Origin of the sequence: Nostoc sp. KVJ3, assembly GCF_026127265.1 — a bacterium.
Classification (GTDB): Bacteria; Cyanobacteriota; Cyanobacteriia; order Cyanobacteriales; family Nostocaceae; genus Nostoc.
Genome location: NZ_WWFG01000001.1, coordinates 3220678 through 3242506, shown reverse-complemented (window position 1 = coordinate 3242506; position 21829 = coordinate 3220678). Strand labels below are relative to the sequence as shown.

The following is a 21829-nucleotide window of genomic DNA, read 5'->3' as shown; positions in this document are numbered from 1 at the left end:
CGATATATATAAGAGCAAAAGAGCGATCGCCTAAAAATCACGATTCACAGGAATAGCGATCGCCTTGAGGAGAAAGATTGTTAATGCGATCGCATACCGCAAAGCCTTTAGCAGATAGATAATTGAGGCGATCGCCTAGAAATCACGACTCACAGGAATAGCGATCGCTCAAGTAAGACGATGCAAAAATTAAGGCTTGCTGAATATCTTCATCTTCTAATTCGGGAAACTCCTGGCGCAGTTCTTCTCGATTAGGATAGGTAGCTAATAACTCAATCACTCGACGAACGGTAAGCCGAAGATTACGAATAGAGGGCTGTCCATTCATGCGATTGGGATTGCTTGTGATGCGATCTAATTTCATGGAAGTAACACTATCTCCTAATGAAAATCATCATCAATGTATATTGCTTCATGCCAAGTTGATCAGAGACAATTGTACTCCAAGCAAAATTTTATAGCAGGGAACAGGAAATAAGGCTTCTGCCACTAAAATAGAAAAATCATTCACGAGCGTTGTATTTATGGGTAATGAAGTTGAACTACTTCAACACTGGCGAGAACTCACACCCTAAAAGCAACAAAAAGTTTTGGAGTTTGTTGAACTACTTAAATCTGAGTCAGAAACAACACCGCCCGAATCTGATTTTGTGCTACAAACACCCTTAGCCAAAAAATTATGGTCAATTCGACAACGAGCGATCGCTGCTGGATTGCAACTTCGTAAACGTTGACGAAATTGAACTTGAACTTGCTGCACGTCGCAGTGAATTCCGTGAACTGATCCAACTGAAAAGTCAACCAATGCATCGGGTAACGGAAATCCAGATTATTTCAATATAAAGCTTATAAAATATGAAGTTTTGAGAAAGCCATAAACTTTTTTGCTGATTAAATATGAATTTAAGTTAAATATGCGAAAGGTTAGACTTCTGCATCTTCAGCTTCAGACATCCCAATTTCACCCACATGAATAGTGTCGATACCCGCATCACGTAGCAATGCTGCCGTAGAGAGTGGTAATCCCTCACTGAGCAACAGTTTCATAGCGGTTAGGTAGTTCAATGATGCGATCGTGCAAGTAGGACGATGCAAAAAATATTAGCAAAGTGCTAAAGCCCTTATCTTGCTAAAACTAGCAAAACTCTGCTAAAAGTGCTACAGGTAAATGATTGATAGATTGAGAAATTCAAATGAAAACCACTGGCATTCATCATGTAGCCATTATTTGTTCTGACTATGATCGCTCCAAAAAATTCTATGTCGAAACTTTAGGTTTTCCGATTATTACAGAGACTTTTCGCGCCGAGAGAAATTCTTATAAATTAGATTTAAAAGTTGGAGAAAATGCTCAAATAGAGTTATTTTCTTTCCCAAATCCTCCGCAAAGATTTAGTAGTCCAGAGGCTTGTGGTTTAAGACATCTTGCTTTGAAAGTTGATGATATCGAGGAAACTGTTTTTTACTTAAACTCGCAAGGTGTAGAAACAGAGAATATCAGAATTGACGAAATTACAGGTAAAAAATTTACTTTTTTTAAAGATCCAGATAATTTGCCATTAGAGATTTATGAATCCAAATAAATAATCGGTGCAGTCAACCTGCACCGATTGGACAATTTATATTTAATTGCACCGGACATTTCCCTCACGCCAATGCTGATGCTTGGGGTTTGGCAAAAATCATTCTTCCTGCGGTGGTTTGCAATGCGCTGGTGACTACTACGCGCAGTTCACCACCCACATAATTGCTGCCTTCTTCAACGACTACCATTGTGCCGTCATCTAGGTAGCCAATGCCTTGACTGGGTTCTTTGCCTTCCTTGAGAATTTTTAAATCAAGGTTGTCGCCAGGTAAATAACTAGGACGAACGGCATTGACTAAATCATTCACATTCAAAACAGGTACTTTCTGAACGCTGGCAACTTTAGATAAGTTGTAGTCATTGGTTAGCAATGTACCGCTAATTTCTTGGGCGAAACGGACTAACTTAGCATCCACTGTGGGAATATCGTCGTAGTCAACTGCATTAATCAAAATGCGATCGGGATAATCTTCCTTAATGCGGTTGAGAATTTCTAGTCCTCGTCTTCCCCGCACTCGCTTTTGGTCTTTGCTAGCATCCGCTACTTGTTGAAGTTCTTGCAAGACAAACTGCGGTACGAGAATTTGTCCTTCTAAAAACCCTGTTTCTAATAAGGCTTCAATTCGACCATCAATAATGCAGCTAGTGTCTAAAACTTTGGTATTAGCTGGTTTTAGCGTTCCTTCCACTACCATCGATTCGACGGTGTTGGGATTAATGAACCGCAATAAGCCCCTTCCGTGGGTGTCTGCCAAATTCATACCAGTAACGGAGAGGATAATACTACCGACAACTGCCACAAGTGGCTTAATAAATCCAAAATCTGTGGGAATAGGTAGTAAAAATAGTGGTGCTAGCATGAGGTTAGCTAGCAATAAACCAATCACTAAGCCGATCGCACGAGTTAAGATCGCTTCTAGAGGCATTTCTTTGACTTGTGATTCTAGACGGCGATATGTCGTCTGGAAACTCAGCCCGATCGCACCACCAATAATAGCAGCAAAGACGGCAACAACTAAGCGTAAAGCTTCTAGATTCGTTACCTGATCTAACGTGCCATTGGGTAGTAGTTCAATGCTGTAGAACCCTATTCCCGACGCTGCTAGGATAAATGAGAAAATAATAATTGCGTCAAGCATGGTTGTGTTGTTTTCCTGCAACTGTGTTCACCGATAAAGTAAAGTATTTTTTATTTCATCGGTAAGATAAACTAATCAATATTGATTTACACTAAGGGTTTAGGCTGACAATATCTGCAATTATTATAACTAAAGGCTTTTATCTTAATATTTTTCATTGTTTCGTTGTAAAACGACAAAAACTTGTAAATAAACTATTCATTTTCATTGTCTCTAATTCGCAGTTGGATTAACTTCAAACCTTTCTCAAAATGAGTCAAAAATTTAGTGTTTCTGGCATTGCGAGTTCTGCTTATGTACATATTCCCTTTTGCAGACGGCGGTGCTTTTATTGTGATTTCCCGGTGTCTGTTGTGGGCGATCGCTTGCGGGGCGAAACATCTGGTACTATCTCTCAATATGTTGAGGTGCTATGTCAAGAAATTGCCATGACACCAGCCTTTGGTCAACCCCTAAAGACAATTTTCTTCGGTGGTGGTACTCCTTCGCTGCTGTCAACGGAACAGCTACAACGGATAGTAACAGAACTAGAGAAGCATTTTGGTATTGCAACTGGTGCAGAGATTTCTATGGAAATTGATCCAGCCACCTTTGATTTAGCCTATATAACAGGCTATCGTAGTGCTGGTGTGAACCGGGTAAGTTTGGGCGTACAAGCCTTTCAAGAGAAATTATTGCAGACGGCGGGGCGATCGCACTCAGTTGAAGATATTTTTGCAGCTGTGGAGTTAATCCACCAAGTCGAGATTCCCGAATTCAGCTTAGACTTAATTTCTGGGTTGCCGCATCAGTCTTTGGATCAATGGCAGGATTCTCTAACAAAAGCGGTGGCGCTTTTACCCACTCACATTTCTATCTACGATCTCACCATCGAACCAGGTACAGCCTTTGGTCGTTACTACAAACCTGGTGATACTCCTTTGCCCACCGATGAAGCCACAGTCAAAATGTACCAGATGGGGCAGCAGGTTTTAACTGGTGCAGGTTATGAGCATTATGAAATTTCCAATTATGCCCAACTTGGTCATCAATGTCGGCATAATCGAGTTTATTGGGAAAATCGCCCTTACTACGGCTTTGGCATGGGTGCAGCGAGTTATGTGCAGGGGAAACGCTTCACTCGTCCGCGCAAGACTAGGGAGTACTACGAGTGGGTACAAGCTGGCGGTGTGATTGATTGTGATGTGACTCCCCCAAAGGAAGTATTGTTAGAAACGTTAATGTTGGGGTTGCGTTTGGCAGAGGGTTTGAGTTTGGCGGTGTTGGCGGAGGACTTTGGGGAAGAAAAGGTGGAGGAAATTTGTAGGTGTTTGCAAGGGTATTTTGATCGAGGTTGGGTGGAAGTTGTAGGGGGAAGGTTGCGTTTGATTGATCCTCAAGGGTTTTTGTTTTCTAATGTGGTGTTGGCGGAGTTGTTTGAGAAGTTGGGATGATCAAGAGGTAGGGGAGCAGGGAGCAGGGAGCAGGGAGCAGGGGAGATTTTAAGGTGATGGGGATTGAGGATTGATGCAGAAAAATCAAGTTAGAAAAGCGGTGATTCCGGTTGCTGGTTTTGGGACTCGGTTGTTTCCAGCGACTAAGGTTGTGAAAAAAGAACTTTTCCCGATTATCGATCGAGATGGTAGGGCAAAACCTGTGATTATTGCAATTATTGAAGAGGCAATTAGTGCTGGAATTGCAGAAGTGGGGATTGTGGTGCAGCCGGATGACAAAGACATATTTGAAGATTTATTGAAAAATCCACCTAAAAAAGAACTTTTCGAGAAACTTTCACCGCCGAATAAAGAATATAGCCGATATCTTGAAGATTTAGGTAGCAAAGTTACTATCTTATTGCAAGAAGAACAATTAGGTTATGGTCATGCGGTATTTTGTGCTAAAGATTGGGTACAAAATGAGCCGTTTTTATTAATGTTGGGCGACCATATTTATGCATCTGATATTGAAAAATCTTGTGCTAGTCAAGTTTTAGATGTTTACGAACAAGTTAATCAAAGTGTTGTTGGCTTAACTACAATGCCAGCCGAAATTATTCATAAAGCTGGGTGTATAACAGGAATTTGGCAAGAATTAAACTCGATTTTGTCAGTTACACAACTCTATGAAAAACCTACTATTGAATATGCACAACAAAATCTGTGTGTAGAGGGAATGTCAGAAAATAATTTTTTAGGTATATTTGGTTTATATTTACTAACGCCGAAAATTTTTGACTTTTTAGCAGAACATATCAAGCAAAATTTGCGAGAGCGAGGTGAATTTCAGTTAACATCTTGTCTGGAAAGATTGCGTCAGGAAGAGGGAATGACAGGATATATTGTTAAAGGTAACTGTTTTGATACAGGTTTACCAGATGCTTATCGTCAGACAATGATTGATTTTAGAAATTTCTAGATTAATCTGAGTTTCAAAACAAAAAGAGGGATCTGAGCGTCTTAGCAGCCTTTAATTACGAATTACGAATTACGAATATATGAATTATTTTGCAACGGTTGCTCGCGGATTAGAAACCCTCGCGGCTCAAGAGTTAGAGCAATTGGGAGCCGATTCTGTAGAGCCAGGGTTTTGCGGTGTCGCCTTTGAGGGCGATCGCACTCTACTTTATCGCGTCAACCTCTGGGCTAGGCTACCGTTCCGAATCTTGGTGAATATCCATGAGTTTCCTTGCGAAGATGCTAAGGATCTTTATCGCGGAATTCAGACTATCGATTGGCAAAACTATTTAACGCCAGATATGACCCTGGCTGTGAATGTCACGGGCAAAAACAAACATCTCAACCACAGCCACTTCACATCTCTCCAGATCAAAAATGCGATCGTTGATCAGCAGAAAGAAAATCTCGGTGAGCGTTCAAATGTAGAGCTTCATGAACCAGATGTGCGAATAAATGTTCATATTGAACGCGACTTTTGTACCGTCAAACTCGACAGTTCTGGAAATAGTCTGCACCGCCGAGGCTATCGCCCTGCGGTTGGAGCAGCCCCTCTCAAGGAATCTCTGGCTGCTGCCCTGATTCAACTTTCAGGCTGGCAACCACACCAGATGTTCTACGATCCTTTGTGTGGATCTGGGACTTTACCTTTGGAAGCTAGTTTAAAATCACTGAATATAGCACCGGGGCTATTTCGGGATTCCTTTGGATTTGAAAATTGGCTCGATTTTGACCTGCCCCTTTTAGAAAAGCTGCTCCAAGAAGCTAAGGACAGCCAACTAGACACCCTTCCCGCACCTATTTGGGGAAGCGATCGCGATGAAAATATAATCGAGCAAGCGATTAACAATGCTCAAAATTGCGGCGTTGATAACCATGTATGGTTTTCTCAGATGGAGTTAGCCGATGTTGTCGCCCCCGCAGATAGTGGGGTTTTATTCTGCAATCCACCTTATGGCGAACGGCTGGGGCGAGATAGCGATTTAGGGGGATTTTACAAACTTTTGGGCGATGTATTAAAACAACGCTTCAAAGGCTGGACTGCATTTGTGCTGAGTGGTAACAAGGAATTGTCTCAATCCATCGGGCTGAAATCTTCCCAGAGGATTGCTGTGTACAACGGAGCTATACCTTGTCAGTTAATGAAATATGAATTGTATTAAGTCAGGAATTACGCACAGACTACGATTTTACGTCATTACGAGCGAAGCGAAGTAATCGCAAAGACTTAGTTTGTCGTCACGAGTGCGTAAGTCCTATAAGTAAGTCGGCGTGAAAATTTCACTTAAGGACAATTTGGATTATGGTTTAGCGATCGCACACGTAACGGGAACATCGCCAACGCCAGTATTTCCAGATGCAGACTGGGCTATGAGTTGAATTTCTCCGGTAGCTGTGCGAATGAATGCGGTTGCTTCGATGATGGCGGGATCGGAAGTTATAGGGTATGGGGTATAGGCGATGGGTTTATCTTGCCTTTGAAATTCAGATACATCGCGAATGTCACTCCAGGGGCGATCGCTACCTACCCATTCATTTGGATTAGACGGCAATCCCCCTCGTCCTGTAGCCACAAAACTACTGCCTTGAGCATTACACCCTGTGGCAATTTGCTGACTAGAGTCTACGAAATTTACAGGCATTTGCACAACTCCAGCACTTGGATCGACACCAAGATTATTAATCTGCACCGTCCCACTCACACCAAATTGCGAATTAGCGGTAATGTCACTATTGGGTGTGTTTTTGGGCTGAAACTGGAGTCCGAAAATCCCTTGAGAAGTAATGTCGATCTTGCCACCGTTCCCAGCAAAGGCATTGGCGCGAATATCGCTGTCTTCTGACAGCACCCCAATCAGAAACCCGTTAGGAATATTAATCGAAATGTTGCCGCCATTACCCCCCGCTTGGGCTGTACCTGCGGTAGTCGAAATCAAGCTATTGCGCCGTAGCAACAACAGATCGCCTACATCGAGGGTAATGTTGCCCCCTTGAGTGCTAGCAGTTTCGGCAGTGAGGGAGGCACGCGTATCAAGCTTAAGTTGATTGGCTATAACCGAGATATTGCCCCCTGCACCACTACCAAAACTCCCGACTGCGATCGCTGCTTCATCCTGGAATAAAGCTGTTTTTGCTCCCACAGTTATGTTGCCGCCCTTGCCCGTAGAACCCGCAGTTGTGGTGGCAAATAGTCCAGTACCAGCCCCATTAAGAGTTAGTTGGTCAGTCTGAAATGTAATATCCCCTGCGGCTCCACTGCTAGAAGTATTGGAAGATACCCGCGCTCCCTGACTCAAGTTGACGCTATCGGCAGCAATAGTTAAGTTTCCGGCATTACCACTGCCAGAGGTGGAAGCAGATAGTTCTACCCCATTGTTAAGGGTCAGTTGCCCAGTGGTGAGGTTGATATTGCCCCCTGCACCACTACCCAAACTCCCGACTGCGATCGCTGCTTCATCCTGGAATAAAGCTGTTTTTGCTCCCACGGTAATGTTGCCGCCCTTGCCCGTAGAACCCGCAGTTGTGGTGGCAAATAGTCCAGTACCAGCATCAGTGAGCATCAATTGATCAGTTAGGTTAAATGTAATATCCCCTGCGGCTCCACTACTAGAAGTGTTAGAAGATACGCGCGCTCCTTGGCTCAAGTTGACGCGATCGGCAGCAATTGTGAGGTTGCCAGCATTGCCACTGCCAGAGGTGGAAGCAGATAATTCTACCCCACCATTGATAGTAAATTGCCGAGTCATCACGCTAATATTTCCAGCATTGCCACTGCTGCTAGTTTCGGCAGTTAACTTACCTGCACCTGTCAAGGTAATCGTGTCTGGAGCAGTGAGAATCAGGTCGCCACCCTTACCACTACCATTGGTAGACGCAGATATTTGGGATTGAGGCGCGAGGAACACATTTAAAGTCGAGTCATTGGCGTAGGGATTGAGCCGTAAAGTGCCAGCAGGGGCTTGTCCTTGGGTATCGGCAAACACTCCAACGATTCCTGCTAGATTCATTTCGGAAGCATTGAGGGTAATACTACCACCACCTTCGGTATTAGTTGCCGTAGCGCTGGCTGTGGCAACAATCCGAGCGTTATCAGACAAATTGAAACTGGGCGTGTTAATTATAATATCCCCGGCTTTACCTGTGTCGGTGGCTGCGACCGAAACGACGGGGGCAGCACCTTGCACTTGGGCGATGTTCACGGTTGTGGGGGCGTTGATGGTGATAGTGCCACCCCGACCACTGCTCTGAGTGGCGGCGGTAATCTGTGCATCTCCAGTAACCACAACTGTCGGGCTGCTGAGGGTAATATCGCCCGCTTTGCCAGTACTGCTGGTGGTGGCAGAAAGACTGCTACCGTTGGTGAGGTCGATACCCTGCCCAGTGGTAACGGTAATATTCCCGGCATTGCCGCTATTGCTGGTGCTACTGAGAATTTTACTCTGGTTGAACGTTGCTAGACCAGGGCTGGTAAAGGTAATATTTCCGGCGCGATCGCTGCCTTTGGTGTCGCTTTCAATCCGGCTGTTAGTGAGAGTGAGATTCCCAGCGCTATTAATGCTGACATCGCCCGATCGCCCTGTTCCACTAACTGGAATTGAGATTTTCCCTGTAAATGGAGTATCTATTGTCACCTGTTTTCCAGTCAAAATTACAGTATCAGCGATCGCCAAATCTGCTTGCCCATTTACCGCAACTGCCCCCGCCTGTGCTGAAGAAGATGCCGTCAATATTTGCAGTCCAGACACCTGGTTTTTTGCGTCTAATGTGACATTTCCGCCAACCTTTGCAGTTCCTTGGGGCGCAACCGAAAAGGTATTCAGGCTATTTCCCCCTCCAGTAATATTCCCATTCTGTGCGGTGAGAGCGATCGCGCCGCCATTGCCACTATTGCCAGTTGTTGAGTAGGAAAATGAGGACAAATCACTATTGGTAAGAAGGTTGCCGTTGGTGCTGGTTAGAGCGATCGCGCCGCCATTGCCACTATTGCCGGTGCCTGAGAGCGAAAATGAGGACAAGTAACCGTAATTATTGTTGCTGAGGTTGCCGTTGTTGCTGGTAAAGGTGATTGCCCCACCATTGCCACTATTGCCATTTGTTGAGTACGAGAATGAGTACAACAAGTTATTGTTGGTGAGGTTGCCGTTGGTGCTGGTAAAAGTGATTGCTCCACTATTGCCACTATTACCAGTTGTTGAGGTCGAGTATGAAGACAAGTAACCATTGTTGGTGAGATCGCCTTTGGTTGTCGAGAGAGCGATCGCTCCGCCATTGCCACTATTGCCAGTTGTTGAGGTTGAGCTTGAGTCCAACACGCCATTGTTGGTGAGATTGCCATTGTTGGTAGAGAGAGCGATCGCTCCCCCCATTCCACTCGTGCCACTTGAGGCTGAGTACAAATAACCATTGGTAGTAAGGTCGCCATTGGTAGCAGAAAGGGTGATCGCTCCGCCATTGCCACTCTTGCCACTATCTGAGCTTGAAAATGAGTACAACAAGCCATTATTCGTGAGAGTGCCGTTGTTGGTAGAAAGAGCGATCGCCCCGCCATTGCCACTGTTGCCAGTTGTTGAGCCTGATGCTGAGTACAAATAACCATCATTGGTGATAGTACCATTGGTAGCAGAAAGGGTAATCGCCCCGCCATTGCCACTGTTGCCACCATTTGAGCTTGAGAGTGAATACAACACACCATTACTGGTGGTGAGGTTGCCGTTGTTGGTAGAGAGAGCGATCGCCCCGCCATTGCCACTGTTGCCACTATCTGAGGTTGAGGCTGAGTACAACGTGCCATTGACCTTGAGGTTGCCATTGTTGGTAGAGAGAGCGATCGCCCCGCCATTGCCACTGTTGCCACTATCTGAGGTTGAGGCTGAGTACAACACCCCATTAGTGGTGAGGTTGCCATTGTTGGTAGAGAGAGCGATCGTCCCGCCATCTCCCCCGCTTTGATTGGACACATCGATACTGGCAACGTTAATATCTCCAGTGCCCGCAATTAAGCTAACGACTCCCCCAACGTTATTAAAAGGTTGCACCAGCACATTACCCATCAGCGTAATTCCACTTGGAACTGTGCTAGTTGTGTAAGTAGGCGGATTGTTTTGATTGCTGCCGCCATCAATCAGATTCGTCTGCCCAGACCGGATGATTAACCCCGAATGGGTACTCAAAATCCCATCACTCCCCGCAAATGTAGAGACTGTATCGGGGGCTGTAATCTTAATGCCACCCTGAATCTGCACACTGCTCAATGACTCAATTAGCAAGGATGCTCCTGTGTAGCTACCTGCAATATCTACATCCCCTGCACTGCTAATAATCGGGTCATACTGGCTGATAAAGGTGGCGGGTTGTCCCGATTGACTGCGGATTTGGAAATCACCACCGCTAAAAAAATGGGCATCACCTGAAATTGTACCATTGCTGACCAGACTCAATTTGCCGAGACTCTGAAACTGCGATTGGGGATGATTCAGGGTAAAAATATCAACACCCTGATTCCCTTGAATCATTAAGTCTCTACCTGCACTAGCAATAAATGGAGTGGTGAGGTTATCCCGAATTTGTACCGTCCCTTGAGCGTTCAGGGTGACATCTCTACCTGCTATCAGTTGTCCTTGCAAATCGAGATGGTTTGCTTCCAAAGTCAGGTCTTGTCCGGCAGTGAGATTACCCCTATTGACAATGGTAGAATCGGGTGGAATGCTGCCCCTTTGCAATCCTAATGGCACGTTGATGCTTAGTAGCGGTGGTGCTTGGGGATGGGTGGCGCTGAACTCACTGCCATCGGGAAACTTCAAACTGCTGGCAGTGCTGGCAAAAAAGGAACCACCGATGTTTAACCGGGCATTGGAACCAAAAATAATCCCGTTGGGATTGATCAAAAATAGATTGGCAGTCCCGTTGGCACGAATCAGCCCATCAATACTAGAAAAATTGCTTCCAGTGACCCGCGTGAGGATATTTTGGATCGCAGGTGAATTATTGAAAAATGCCTCGCCGCCTCTGGGAATGGAAAACTCGCGGAAACTGTGAAATAAATTTGTGCCCCGAACTGTGCCTCCGTCGATGGTACAAATTGTGCAGCCAGGTGTTACCTGAGAATTTACTGGAAGTGTAGAGTCGGGAACAATTTGAGCGAGGACGGGAGTGGAAATCAGACAGGTAAGTAGGACACCACTGAACTGGCACAGCAGAGAAGCTAAATGTTGCATCTAAGGTTAGAGTTTGCAAGAACAAAAGGCAGGAGCAGGTGAGAGGTCATACGTGTCAACTTAAGCTAGGAATCAGCTTAACTATTGGCTTCATCACCCGCCTTGAACTTCAGTTCCTTGCGGGACATTACTTTTGCGTTAAGTTGACACTAATACTGAGAGGTTCCCAACCACCACTCAAATAGCAATTTCACTGGAAGGGCTATTATAAATATGGTTCCCACTTCAGGTTGTAAGTGAACATAGTATCGCTCTCAACTCAAAGTCAGATGCTGAGATTGCGATCGCAATTTCTCAAAATACTTAAAGCCACTGCTTCTGCCACTTTGATACCATCGATACCAGCCGAGAGAATCCCCCCTGCGTATCCTGCACCTTCACCAGCCGGAAAAAGCCCGACTGTATTTAAACTCTGATAATCCTCTTTGCGTTTAATCCGAATCGGTGACGATGTGCGGGTTTCCACCCCAGTTAACACAGCATCGTCCATCGCAAATCCCTTAATTTGTTTGTCAAAAGCAGGAAGTGCTTCCCGGATGGCAGCGATCGCATAATCTGGTAAACTCTGGCTCAAATCACCTAAATGTACCCCAGGTGTATAAGACGGTTTAACCGTGCCCAATGCTGTAGAAGGGCGATGGTTGAGAAAGTCTCCCACTAACTGCCCTGGAGCTTCATAAGTTCCACCGCCCAATTCAAAAGCCTGTTCTTCTAAGCGCCGTTGAAAGTCAATTCCCGCTAAGGCATTTCCTGGATAATCTTCGGGGGTGATGCCCACAACGATCGCACTGTTAGCATTGCGCTCATTACGAGAATATTGGCTCATGCCATTGGTGACAAGTCGCCCTGGTTCTGATGCGGCTGCAACCACCAACCCGCCCGGACACATACAAAAACTATAGACTGAACGACCATTTTGGCAGTGATGAACCAGTTTATAATCGGCAGCACCTAAAAGCTTATGACCAGCTTGAGGGCCGAAACGACATTGGTCGATGAGAGTCTGGGGATGTTCGATGCGAAAGCCGATAGAAAAAGGTTTAGGCTCGATGTAAACGCCGCGATCGTATAACATTTGGAAGGTATCGCGGGCGCTGTGTCCCACTGCCAAAACCATATAATTGCTGGCGATATATTCCCCACTGGCGAGGGTGACTCCCTGTACCTGTCCATTTTCGATGTTAATATCTGCCACCCGACTTTCAAAGCGAATTTCACCACCGAGAGATTCGATTTTAGCCCGCATACTTTGGACAATTCCCACCAGTTTGAATGTGCCGATATGTGGTTTATTAATATAGAGAATTTCCGGTGAGGCTCCCGCATTCACGAGTTCAGTTAATACTTTGCGTCCATAATGCTGAGGATCTTTGACTTGACTGTAGAGTTTGCCATCAGAGAAAGTACCCGCCCCACCTTCGCCAAATTGGGCATTAGATTCTGGGTTGAAGTCTGATTTTTTCTTCCAAAAGCCAAAGGTATCAACGGTGCGATCGCGGACTTTTTTCCCACGTTCTAAAATGATTGGGCAAAAGCCCATTTGTGCCAGCATTAAACCCGCAAATAAGCCACAAGGCCCAGTACCAATCACGATGGGGCGAATCGCCAAATTGCTAGGTGCTTGTGCCACTGGGCGATAACTCATGTCTGGCGTGACCATTAAATGAGGATCTTTTTTCAGACGCTTGAGTAGATGAGTCTCCTGAGTCGTTTCTACATCCAGAATATAAACAAGGGCGATCTCTCCTTTCTTACGGGCATCATAGCTACGTTTGAAGATGGAATAACCGATCAATTCTTCGTTCGTGATTTGCAGCTTTTTGAGGATGGCAGACTTGATCTCATCTTCAGGATGATCGAGCGGGAGCTTTACTTCTGTTAGTCGTAACATAGCGAGGAGAAATTCATACTATCTATCAAAATATTAATCAAAATCATCGAATTTTAGATTTTAGATTTTGAATCATCCCAAAACAGACACAAAACCCTTTCCAATACTGGCTAAAACTCTTTGTAAAAGACAATTTTTTTAACGAACCGCAAAGGACGCAAAGAACGCAAAGAGAAGAAAGAAATGCTTAACTGAACTGTATTGCCCCCTAACCCCCCTTAAAAAGGGGGAAGAATCAAAGTCCCCCTTTTTAAGGGGGATTTAGGGGGATCTAAAACTTTTTGCTACCGACCAGAGGACTTTTAAAACATCCTCTAAAATCCAAAATTATTTAACAGCCGCCTCTAACATTCGTATTGTCCCAAGTTCAGCATCTATTTCCACTTCCCCACCAATTGGCAAGGTAAATTTATCTTTAATATGACCAATCATTGAACCATACCAAGCAGGAACTCCTAAAGGAAGTATGCGATCTTGCAAGACTTGCATTAAAGTAAACGATGGTTCATCCCCAAGTTTACAATTAGTACATTGCCCAAAGATAAAGCCAGCAATTTGGTTAAGTATCCCAGCCGTTTTTAACTGTGTCAGCATTCTATCTACACGGTAAACATCCTCGCCAACTTCTTCCACAAATAGAATGCTTTTGTTCCAAGAAGGTAGGTAAGGTGAACCTACCATCGCTGATAAGACTGATAAGTTTCCACCCATAAGTTTACCTGTCGCCTTTCCTGGTGCTATTGTCTCCACCCGCACTTCGCTAGGGTTGAGATTTTGCATAGTCACAGCTTCACCATTAAATAGGATGCGCTTGAAGTAATCCACTGAAAATTGATTCCAAGTAGATGTAGCAACTGGCCCATGAAAAGTAATCATTTGACTACGGGCATTAATTGCCAACAACAGCGTCGTAATATCGCTATAGCCGATGATAATCTTTGGATGGGAGCGGATTAGTGAGTAGTTGAGTAAGGGTAAAATGCGATTACAGCCCCAACCACCACGCATCGGAATAATTGCTTTGATGGTGCGATCGCTAAACATCAAGTTTACATCATCGGCGCGATCGGCATCTTTACCCGCTAAATAGCCGTAACGATCTAAAATATGCTCCCCCAACTTAACCTTTAACCCTAATTGTGAAATTGATTGCTGCGCTGCTTCGATATCTTTAGCGTCAATGATACCCGCAGGGGAAATCAATCCTACGGTATCGCCTACTTGCAGGTGGGGCGGCTTGCAGATGGTGTTTGGAGATGGCTTACCTTGGGCGGTAAATGATGGTATCTGGGTAGCGAAGGTAGCTAATCCACAGCTTGCAAGAAATTCCCGACGTTTGATAAGCATAAGTATTTAGGATAGTGACGAATTTTAACGTGTCGCGGAAGTCCCCACCTTCAATGTACTCATAAGGTGGGGATAGGGAGCGGGGGATAAGGATTGCATCTGATATTGATTTTTTGCAAGAGCAAAAACAAATATCAGATGTATGACGAAGCGCAAAGTGCGGTCTTGGGGTCTCCCCCGCCGAAGGATGCGCGGAGCGCTGTAGAGGAGCAACTTTGCAAGACAGCCCCAGAATTTTCTGATAAAATTATTTGGTCTTGACCCTCCGGGTTCAAAATCGCTCTACTTGGGGAGACCCCAAGACCGCGTTTTTCACCATCAATGCCATAAGTGAAAACCATTAGCTTTCAGGTGAGGCACTCCGCCCTTGCGGTTCTCCGACTTGAAGGAAGTGCCGAACCCGTAAAGGTATATGTTGCAAGAGAAAGATTTGGGTCTTGGGAACCAGGACTCCTGCCCTTGGAGGGAATGTCAGACTTTCTAGTACTATGGAGTTCTGGAAGCTATTCCCGATGAATTGGGAAGCTCCGTCCGTCTTACGGCGGAGTAGTTCACTAGGTTATACCAACGCCTAAATCATTCATAAAAAGTTAGATCCCCGACTTCTTAAAGAAGTCGGGGATCTGTACACCGCGAATTTCCACAAATCAAATAAGATTGCTATATGTAAATTTTGATTGACTAATTTTACTCATTAATCATACGGCGAAGATCATCAAGAGGCGATTCTGGTTCGGTGATTTGTGAATTGTTGCTGTTAGTTATTTGTAAATCTTCCTCTTCAACATAAAATTCAACGCTTATTTTAATTTTCACTTTACCCTTTTTCCAGCTTTGAGAACCTAGTGTTAAAATTTCGCAATCTGTCCCCGTCTGAAACAAATTCACAAGAGAATTGTTTATATCTACTCCCTTCCTCCTTAATTCTTCATTCAATATATTTACCAGATGGGAATTATATGAGGTATCTATTGCTTGTTTCAATTTAGCAACTTTATATATGTTGTCTCCAAAGTCCAAAACATCACCATCGTTACACTCTATTTGCTTGAATTCATCTTGCTTATCAACCTCAATTTTTGATTTTCTTCTACGATATCTGCCATTGTTGGTGATTTCGACCAAAATATGCTCCTTAACCTCTTTGCGCAAAACAAAACCGTAGTCAGTGAGTGCTAAAGCACTCACTAAAAGCTAAATTTATCTCAAATCATCTTCGAGATTAAAATTAAACCTCTTGTACCACATCTGAAACCAAAAACTCATTATTCCCAAACTTACTATCAGCATCAAACAAATCACCAATTATAGGTAAAAGATGGTCATATAATTGCATCGCCTGTAAACAACTATTAATATTAGAAGCGGCTGAATTATATGCTGCAATATTTTCTTCAACAACATTCAATAATCGGCGATTATTCGCAATTTTTTCTTCAGCTTCTTGTTCTAATGTTTTCTCTAAATAAGCACGTGCGTGTGGGTATTGCTGTAAAATTTCATCTGCTTGCTGATCTGCCATTGGCAACAACTGAGTTTTGAGTGTTTGGTTGATAGTTTGACGAAAAGATTTGCGAATAGTTTGAGAAACTTTTGGTTCAAAATCTAACTTCAATAATTGCCTAATTGCTGGTTCTGCTTCCACAATACTTTCAGCGTCGTAACCTTGAGAAGTTTGTGATAAAGTCTGGCGAAATTGATATATAGAAAAAGTGCCTTCATCGTAAAATCTGGGACTTTCTCGCACAAAGCGATCGCACTCTACACTAGCAGCACTCAGTAATGCTTGAGTAACTACTTTTTCGACAGTCTTTATCGTTTGTTCAATTCCACCATCATGATCTAATAAACGATACAGTTGACGATAATATTCTGACTTCCGAATCTTTTCAATCAATCGCTGGAAATAACTTGTAACTACTTGCTGAGAAGATTCAACCAGAATATCTTCCAATTGATTTGCTAAATAATAAAATGCCTCTACTAAAATCGCAATTAAAGGTGCAGTTGCATTGCGAGGATGGCTAATGGTTGCGCGTCGATAAGCATCAGCTACAGAAAAAGTATCTAGCAATTCATCTAGACGGCGAATCATCCGTGATTGCAGTTGCTTAAAATCTGCTTCAAAAGCATCACAGGAATTATTAATTATTTGGTTAACTTCTTCTGTGATATGCTCACTAAACTCTCTACCAATTTGCTGAAGTTGCTGATTTAGGCGTTGCAACTCTTGCAGCTTCATACTCTCAATTTCTTGAGGCTGACTATCTAAATTACGTTGTACACTCTGATAATGTTTTTTCAGTTTAATACAAACATCTTCCAAGTCATCAGCAAGATTTTTAAATAGTTGTGGTCGCTTTTCTTCTGTAAGATAACGAGTAATAGCTGTGCGAAATTCCTCCGTACCACTATCTTGAATTAGCTTTTCGATCAGTTCATTTCCCCAATCCCCCAAAATCCGTACATAATTTTGATTTGGGGTTTCAAAGCCGTTAACAGAAACACGGAATTTAGTTGTAGATAGCTTACCTGAATTTACACAATAGTTATTAAAGGCATAGATAAATTGTGGCGTTTCTTCTTTACCATCTAAACTTTTGACGCTTTCTGCAAAAACAGAATCTAAACCAAATCTATCTTGTTGGCTTGTCTGTTTAATTTGACTGCCATAAAATCCTAATAATCCACTCGTTTTATAAACTTTGCTTGGATTGCCAAATTGCCCACTAATTAAATTGTCTAATCGTTGTCGTAGTTGGGTATTGTACCAAGTCTCATCGATGCGGTTGAAGACATAGAAAACGCGATCGCGTACTCCCCCATTTTGCCGCATTAATTCCAAAAGTTCTGTTTCTTCTTTTGTCATGTCACCCGCTGAAGCCGGTTTTAGCACACACACCACCGCCGAAGTATCAGGATGTTGAATTTTGGCATAAGTTAATTGTGCATCTTTCTCTACGGGTGCATCTATTCCAGGTGTGTCAATGATTACATTCCCATCTTCTAGCAGAGGATGATTACAGTAGTATTCTATCCGCTTCAATACTGCGCTATTACTACCACGACGGGCGTATCCAGCAGCTTCCTTGAGGTTGGAAAAGTTAAATTGCTCCATTGAATATGTAGCATTATTAACTGTGTAAATGCGATCGCGGTTTGCTATATATCCCTCTAACAATAACATTAACGCTTTGGCCTGTTTTGCACGTTCTGATTTACTCTCACCACCTTCCTGCTGAATAATGGCTTCAGAACCTTCAAGTAGTAAGTTAATTACATCAATTTGGTTGATATTAGGTACTGTCTTAAATCCTAGCTGCTGACACAAAGAAACTGCTTGTTCCCGAATCTCTGCTTCACTTAAAAATGTCAAAACAACACGTTCTTTCTCTATTTCTGCATACTCGATTTTGCATTCTGTACCTGTAGCATGTCCCTCTGCACTGTAAAGTAGTTCTCTCTCCAATAATGCATTGATTAGCATTGATTTACCGGCACTAAACGCACCTGCAAACACAATCTCAAACTTGGGAGAAATCGCTTTACTTAGGGAAGTTTGTACAGGTGTAATATCTTGAGAATATAGCGTTGATTCTTGTTGTAAAAGTTGTAATATGCACTCAACCTGGTCTTTCAAATTTTTGCACTGAAGCGGTAAATCTGACATATTCAGCACCCTGACAATATTTATGTATATATTAGTTACATTTATTGTCTGGATGGTACAGTATATTTTCTGAGATATTTGATGCGGTTTGGATGCAAGATATAACTGCATCGTAGGGGCAATTCATGAATTGCCCCTATGACATATCTCAACACTGTTCGGTTAAGGCAAGAGACGCGATAAATCGCCGTCTCTACAAAGGATTGATTATTGTAAAGACGGCGATAAATCGTGTAATTAATTTTGTTTAACTACTTACTTGGTCTTTCCTGTCAATGGTCTCTACAAGGGTTATCAAATCACTCAAAATCATTTTCATGCTTAGAATTCAGTAACGCCCAAAAAAGCATTTACTCAATCTTCAAGTTGAAAGGCAAGCGGGCGTAAACTCCCTTTGGATCGTTCAGCTTTTGCAGAATCTCTACTTCCTGTTGCAATTTCTGGAATTCAGTGGTTATGGGATTGGATGGCTTGAGTTGTGTCCCTTCAATTCCTAAAGCAGTCCGTGCTTCTTCAGTTGCACGCCCAAAAAAGCGTTCTCCAAAACTGCCAGTGCGAGGATATTCTTGCACTTCCCAGTCTTCTCCTAGTTTTGCCTCTTTAGCAGCATAAGCGATCGCAATATTCAAACCGCCAATTTCATCAACCAAACCAATTGCCTTGGCTGCTTCACCAGACCAAACTCGCCCTTGGGCAATTTCTGCCACTTTTTGTTCTGGGAGTTTACGACCTTGAGAAACTTTATTCAGAAACATATCATAAATATGGTTAACAGTGCGCTGATAAAGTGCTAATTCTTCGGGCGATTTCGGACGCGAAACTGTTTGACTATCTGCATAGCGTGCAGTTTTCACGGAATCCCAGCTAATACCGTTGTCATTCGCCAGCTTTTGCCCATTAAATAGCAACCCAAATACACCTATTGAGCCTGTAATGGTATTTGGTTCAGCAAAAATGCGATTAGAGTCGCTAGCAATCCAGTAACCACCAGAGGCGGCGACATCGCCCATTGATACTACAACCGGTTTTACTTCACGAGTTAATTTCACTTCTCGCTGCATAACTTCGGCTGCGGTAGCACTTCCACCAGGACTATTAATTCGTAATACAATAGCCTTGACATCCTTATCTTGTCGGAGTTTGTTGAAGATTTTAGCAAAGCGATCGCCTCCTACTTGTCCATCATCACCTTTACCATCGACAATCTCGCCCTCAGCATAAACAACGGCAATTTGATTTTTTGAGTTACGTTCGACACCCAAAGATTTGCCAGAAACTTGAGCGTAGCTATTCAGGCTAATTTGTCGAAATGTTTTGTCGTTTTTATCGCTATCTGTCAGTTTTTTGAGGTCTGTTACCACTTGATCGGGGTATTCTACTCGATCAACTAAACCGTTGGTTTTGGCTTGGTTGGCTTCTAGTATTGCTTGGCTATCTGCGATCGCTTGCAACTGGTTAGGTTCAATTTTGCGACTTGCACCCACAGCAGTGCGCCACTCTCCCCAAACATCATCCAACAATTTCTGAGTTTGCTCGCGGTTTTCTGGACTCAATTTTGTCAGGATAAACGGTTCTACTGCCCCTTTGAATTTACCCACTCGCACGACTTGAACACCAACGCCGTACTTCTGCAATGCCCCAGCTAAGAACATCGGTTGTGAACTCAAACCGTTGATTTCCATCAGTCCTAGAGGATTAAGTACAATGGAATCTGCGACTGAACTCAGATAATATTCCTTTTTACTCCAATCACTGCCGTATGCAACAATCTTTTTTCCAGAAGCGCGAAACTCTTCCAGCGCTTTCCGAATTTCTTTTAGGGAGGCATAGCCGACGTTACTAACTTGGCTGGTGCTAGTTGCATCCATATAGATCCCAACAATTCGCGGATCGCGCCGTGCTTTTTCCAAAGTTTCCACAACTTTGTGGAGTGATATCCTTTCGTCATCTACACCTGATAGTGTATTTTGAAGCACTTCGCTTGAACTGGGTTCGCTATCAGTAATTTTCATCGACAAGTCAAAAACCAGCACTGACTTATCTTTTACGCTCGGCCCAGTATCTTTAGAAGAGGTAGCAGTCAATATCAGCAAGAACAGTCCAGTGGTTCCTAAACCACCGAAAATAATTAGTCCTAGTAAAGTGCCAACTAAACTAGCAAAAGTTTGTTTGATAAAATTACGCATTAGTTATTTAGTTATTGGGCATGGGGCATGGGGCATTGGGCATTGACAAAGGACTAATGACTAATGACCTACTTAATTTATTCTATGCGCTGTAAAGTACCAGAGTGCTTTAACTGATACAAGGTGGTGTTGCTTGTGCAAAATAAGACTGTGGTGATTTCGGCAATTATTTATCTGGTTGAGCTAGTTCGGTAACTGCTGTCTCTGATGTTACCGCGCTTTCAGAAAAGGTTATGACTAAATCAGCCATATCTGCTCTGAATGCGATCGCTGCTGCCACATCTAGCAATTAAGCGTATATCTGGAGCGATCGGTAAAAATGTTGATATCATTTGATAATTTTATTTATTGTTGGAATAAAGATAATTAAGAGGAAGATAAATATTATAAAATAAGTTTCATTAAAAAATAACTGCCGCGATCGAGGCGATCTTTTTTACAAAATTACAATACGTATATTTTGTTTACAAACATCTCTCCAAAAGAGGGTTTTAAGTCAAAACAACAAGCAAGCATATCCTAATTTTGTTGAATCAATTTAGTGTGCGTTACGCTATTGATAACATACACATTCCTAATATTTAGTGAGTTAATTAATATGATTTTACAAACAGAAAAGCACTATTACACCCCAGAAGAATATTTGGAATTAGAAGAGAAGGCTGAATATAAAAATGAATACAAAGACGGAGAAATTATACGGATGACAGGAGGAACAACTAACCACAATAAAATTTCACTTAATTTTTGTAGAAAATTTCCCCTGACAGTGCAAGGTCAAGCTTATGATATATATATGGCTGATGTGAAAGTATCAATACCGCGTTATCACCTTTATACTTATCCTGATGTTATAGTCGTCAAAGGTAAGCCTATTTACGAGGGAATAGGTACAACAACTATTACTAACCCTTTGTTACTTGTTGAAGTTTTATCAAACTCAACTAAAAATTATGACAAAACAGATAAGTTTAAATATTATCGCTCAATTCCTGATTTTCAGGAATATATTATGATTGACCAGTATAGTTTTACTGTAGAACAATTTGCCAAGCAAGCAGAAGGTCAATGGATTTTTAAGGAGTATGAAGGTGAAGAAGCTGTTTTAATCTTGGATTCTATTGAGTTCCAAATTTCCTTGCGTGATATTTATGAGCGGGTTAATTTTGAGTTGATTGAAGAATAAAGCAGTAGAAAAATATATTTATAGTTCAATATGGTTTAGTTAAAGCTAAAACTTTTGTTGTCAAAGTCAATTTTTTAACGAACCGCCAACGCGCAGCGTCTCGCAGAGAAGACACAGAAAACCTCTCTAAGAGATTTGAATCGAGGTATGAACTTGAATGTAGAGACGTAAAATTTTA

At 42.9% G+C, this 21829-nt stretch carries 16 protein-coding genes; 6 read left to right on the top strand and 10 right to left on the bottom strand.

All coding sequences use genetic code 11. From position 1 onward, the window contains the following. Nucleotides 1–142 precede the first annotated feature (142 nt). Complete coding sequence (locus GTQ43_RS12700; RefSeq protein WP_265272980.1) at nucleotides 143–364, bottom strand: DUF433 domain-containing protein; 222 nt, start codon at nucleotides 362–364, stop codon at nucleotides 143–145. Nucleotides 365–590: 226 nt separating this feature from the next. Between GTQ43_RS12700 and GTQ43_RS12695 the strand changes: the two genes are divergently transcribed. Then, nucleotides 591–734 (top strand): hypothetical protein, encoded by a 144-nt coding sequence (locus tag GTQ43_RS12695; protein ID WP_265272979.1) that lies wholly within the window; start codon nucleotides 591–593, stop codon nucleotides 732–734. A gap of 190 nt (nucleotides 735–924) precedes the next feature. Here the strand turns inward: GTQ43_RS12695 and GTQ43_RS12690 are convergent, their stop codons facing one another. Beyond that, the gene (locus tag GTQ43_RS12690; RefSeq protein ID WP_265272978.1) at nucleotides 925–1065 is read right to left on the bottom strand and encodes a DUF5615 family PIN-like protein; all 141 of its coding nucleotides are present in this window, start codon (nucleotides 1063–1065) and stop codon (nucleotides 925–927) included. Between the two features lie 128 nt (nucleotides 1066–1193). Between GTQ43_RS12690 and GTQ43_RS12685 the strand changes: the two genes are divergently transcribed. Continuing rightward, nucleotides 1194–1583, top strand: a complete 390-nt coding sequence (locus GTQ43_RS12685; RefSeq protein ID WP_265272977.1) for a VOC family protein — start codon at nucleotides 1194–1196, stop codon at nucleotides 1581–1583. 64 nt (nucleotides 1584–1647) lie between these two features. Here the strand turns inward: GTQ43_RS12685 and GTQ43_RS12680 are convergent, their stop codons facing one another. Next, nucleotides 1648–2724, bottom strand: a complete 1077-nt coding sequence (locus GTQ43_RS12680) for a PIN/TRAM domain-containing protein (protein WP_265272976.1) — start codon at nucleotides 2722–2724, stop codon at nucleotides 1648–1650. A 251-nt stretch (nucleotides 2725–2975) separates the two neighbouring features. Here GTQ43_RS12680 and hemW point away from each other — a divergent pair, with 251 nt between their 5' ends. The 3 genes from hemW (at nucleotide 2976) to GTQ43_RS12665 (ending at nucleotide 6319) form a co-directional block, all read left to right on the top strand. Then, nucleotides 2976–4157, top strand: coding sequence for a radical SAM family heme chaperone HemW (gene hemW / locus GTQ43_RS12675; protein ID WP_265272975.1), 1182 nt, complete (start codon nucleotides 2976–2978; stop codon nucleotides 4155–4157). A gap of 73 nt (nucleotides 4158–4230) precedes the next feature. Then, complete coding sequence (locus GTQ43_RS12670) at nucleotides 4231–5118, top strand: UTP--glucose-1-phosphate uridylyltransferase (protein ID WP_265272974.1); 888 nt, start codon at nucleotides 4231–4233, stop codon at nucleotides 5116–5118. A gap of 79 nt (nucleotides 5119–5197) precedes the next feature. Then, nucleotides 5198–6319, top strand: a complete 1122-nt coding sequence (locus GTQ43_RS12665) for a THUMP domain-containing class I SAM-dependent RNA methyltransferase (protein ID WP_265272973.1) — start codon at nucleotides 5198–5200, stop codon at nucleotides 6317–6319. A 138-nt stretch (nucleotides 6320–6457) separates the two neighbouring features. Here the strand turns inward: GTQ43_RS12665 and GTQ43_RS12660 are convergent, their stop codons facing one another. The 7 genes from GTQ43_RS12660 to GTQ43_RS12630 all read right to left on the bottom strand — a co-directional run bounded on the left by GTQ43_RS12660 (nucleotide 6458) and on the right by GTQ43_RS12630 (nucleotide 20754). Further along, nucleotides 6458–11371: a beta strand repeat-containing protein gene (locus GTQ43_RS12660; protein WP_265272972.1), complete on the bottom strand. Its 4914-nt coding sequence runs from the start codon at nucleotides 11369–11371 to the stop codon at nucleotides 6458–6460. Between the two features lie 265 nt (nucleotides 11372–11636). Beyond that, the gene (locus GTQ43_RS12655) at nucleotides 11637–13262 is read right to left on the bottom strand and encodes an NAD(P)/FAD-dependent oxidoreductase (protein ID WP_265272971.1); all 1626 of its coding nucleotides are present in this window, start codon (nucleotides 13260–13262) and stop codon (nucleotides 11637–11639) included. 327 nt (nucleotides 13263–13589) lie between these two features. Further along, entirely contained in the window at nucleotides 13590–14609 is a 1020-nt protein-coding gene (locus GTQ43_RS12650) for a S66 peptidase family protein (protein WP_265272970.1), read from the bottom strand. A gap of 687 nt (nucleotides 14610–15296) precedes the next feature. Continuing rightward, complete coding sequence (locus GTQ43_RS12645) at nucleotides 15297–15797, bottom strand: KGK domain-containing protein (RefSeq protein ID WP_265272969.1); 501 nt, start codon at nucleotides 15795–15797, stop codon at nucleotides 15297–15299. Between the two features lie 40 nt (nucleotides 15798–15837). Beyond that, nucleotides 15838–18279 (bottom strand): dynamin-like GTPase family protein, encoded by a 2442-nt coding sequence (locus GTQ43_RS12640; RefSeq protein WP_265272968.1) that lies wholly within the window; start codon nucleotides 18277–18279, stop codon nucleotides 15838–15840. Nucleotides 18280–18629: 350 nt separating this feature from the next. Beyond that, a complete protein-coding gene (gene sppA / locus GTQ43_RS12635; protein ID WP_265272967.1) occupies nucleotides 18630–20465 on the bottom strand; it encodes a signal peptide peptidase SppA in 1836 nt (611 codons plus the stop codon). Nucleotides 20466–20631: 166 nt separating this feature from the next. Then, nucleotides 20632–20754, bottom strand: a complete 123-nt coding sequence (locus tag GTQ43_RS12630) for a hypothetical protein (RefSeq protein ID WP_265272966.1) — start codon at nucleotides 20752–20754, stop codon at nucleotides 20632–20634. A 309-nt stretch (nucleotides 20755–21063) separates the two neighbouring features. On the opposite strand from GTQ43_RS12630, the gene GTQ43_RS12625 reads away from it, so the two are divergent. After that, a complete protein-coding gene (locus GTQ43_RS12625; RefSeq protein ID WP_265272965.1) occupies nucleotides 21064–21651 on the top strand; it encodes a Uma2 family endonuclease in 588 nt (195 codons plus the stop codon). Nucleotides 21652–21829 lie beyond the last annotated feature (178 nt).

Coding starts and splice junctions, on each gene's coding strand:
- GTQ43_RS12670 (WP_265272974.1), top strand. CDS start 4,231: ATGCAGAAAAATCAAGTTAGAAAAGCGGTGATTCCGGTTGCTGGTTTT.
- GTQ43_RS12665 (WP_265272973.1), top strand. CDS start 5,198: ATGAATTATTTTGCAACGGTTGCTCGCGGATTAGAAACCCTCGCGGCT.
- GTQ43_RS12625 (WP_265272965.1), top strand. CDS start 21,064: ATGATTTTACAAACAGAAAAGCACTATTACACCCCAGAAGAATATTTG.
- hemW (WP_265272975.1), top strand. CDS start 2,976: ATGAGTCAAAAATTTAGTGTTTCTGGCATTGCGAGTTCTGCTTATGTA.
- sppA (WP_265272967.1), bottom strand. CDS start 20,465: ATGCGTAATTTTATCAAACAAACTTTTGCTAGTTTAGTTGGCACTTTA.
- GTQ43_RS12685 (WP_265272977.1), top strand. CDS start 1,194: ATGAAAACCACTGGCATTCATCATGTAGCCATTATTTGTTCTGACTAT.
- GTQ43_RS12660 (WP_265272972.1), bottom strand. CDS start 11,371: ATGCAACATTTAGCTTCTCTGCTGTGCCAGTTCAGTGGTGTCCTACTT.
- GTQ43_RS12650 (WP_265272970.1), bottom strand. CDS start 14,609: ATGCTTATCAAACGTCGGGAATTTCTTGCAAGCTGTGGATTAGCTACC.
- GTQ43_RS12655 (WP_265272971.1), bottom strand. CDS start 13,262: ATGTTACGACTAACAGAAGTAAAGCTCCCGCTCGATCATCCTGAAGAT.
- GTQ43_RS12700 (WP_265272980.1), bottom strand. CDS start 364: ATGAAATTAGATCGCATCACAAGCAATCCCAATCGCATGAATGGACAG.
- GTQ43_RS12680 (WP_265272976.1), bottom strand. CDS start 2,724: ATGCTTGACGCAATTATTATTTTCTCATTTATCCTAGCAGCGTCGGGA.
- GTQ43_RS12640 (WP_265272968.1), bottom strand. CDS start 18,279: ATGTCAGATTTACCGCTTCAGTGCAAAAATTTGAAAGACCAGGTTGAG.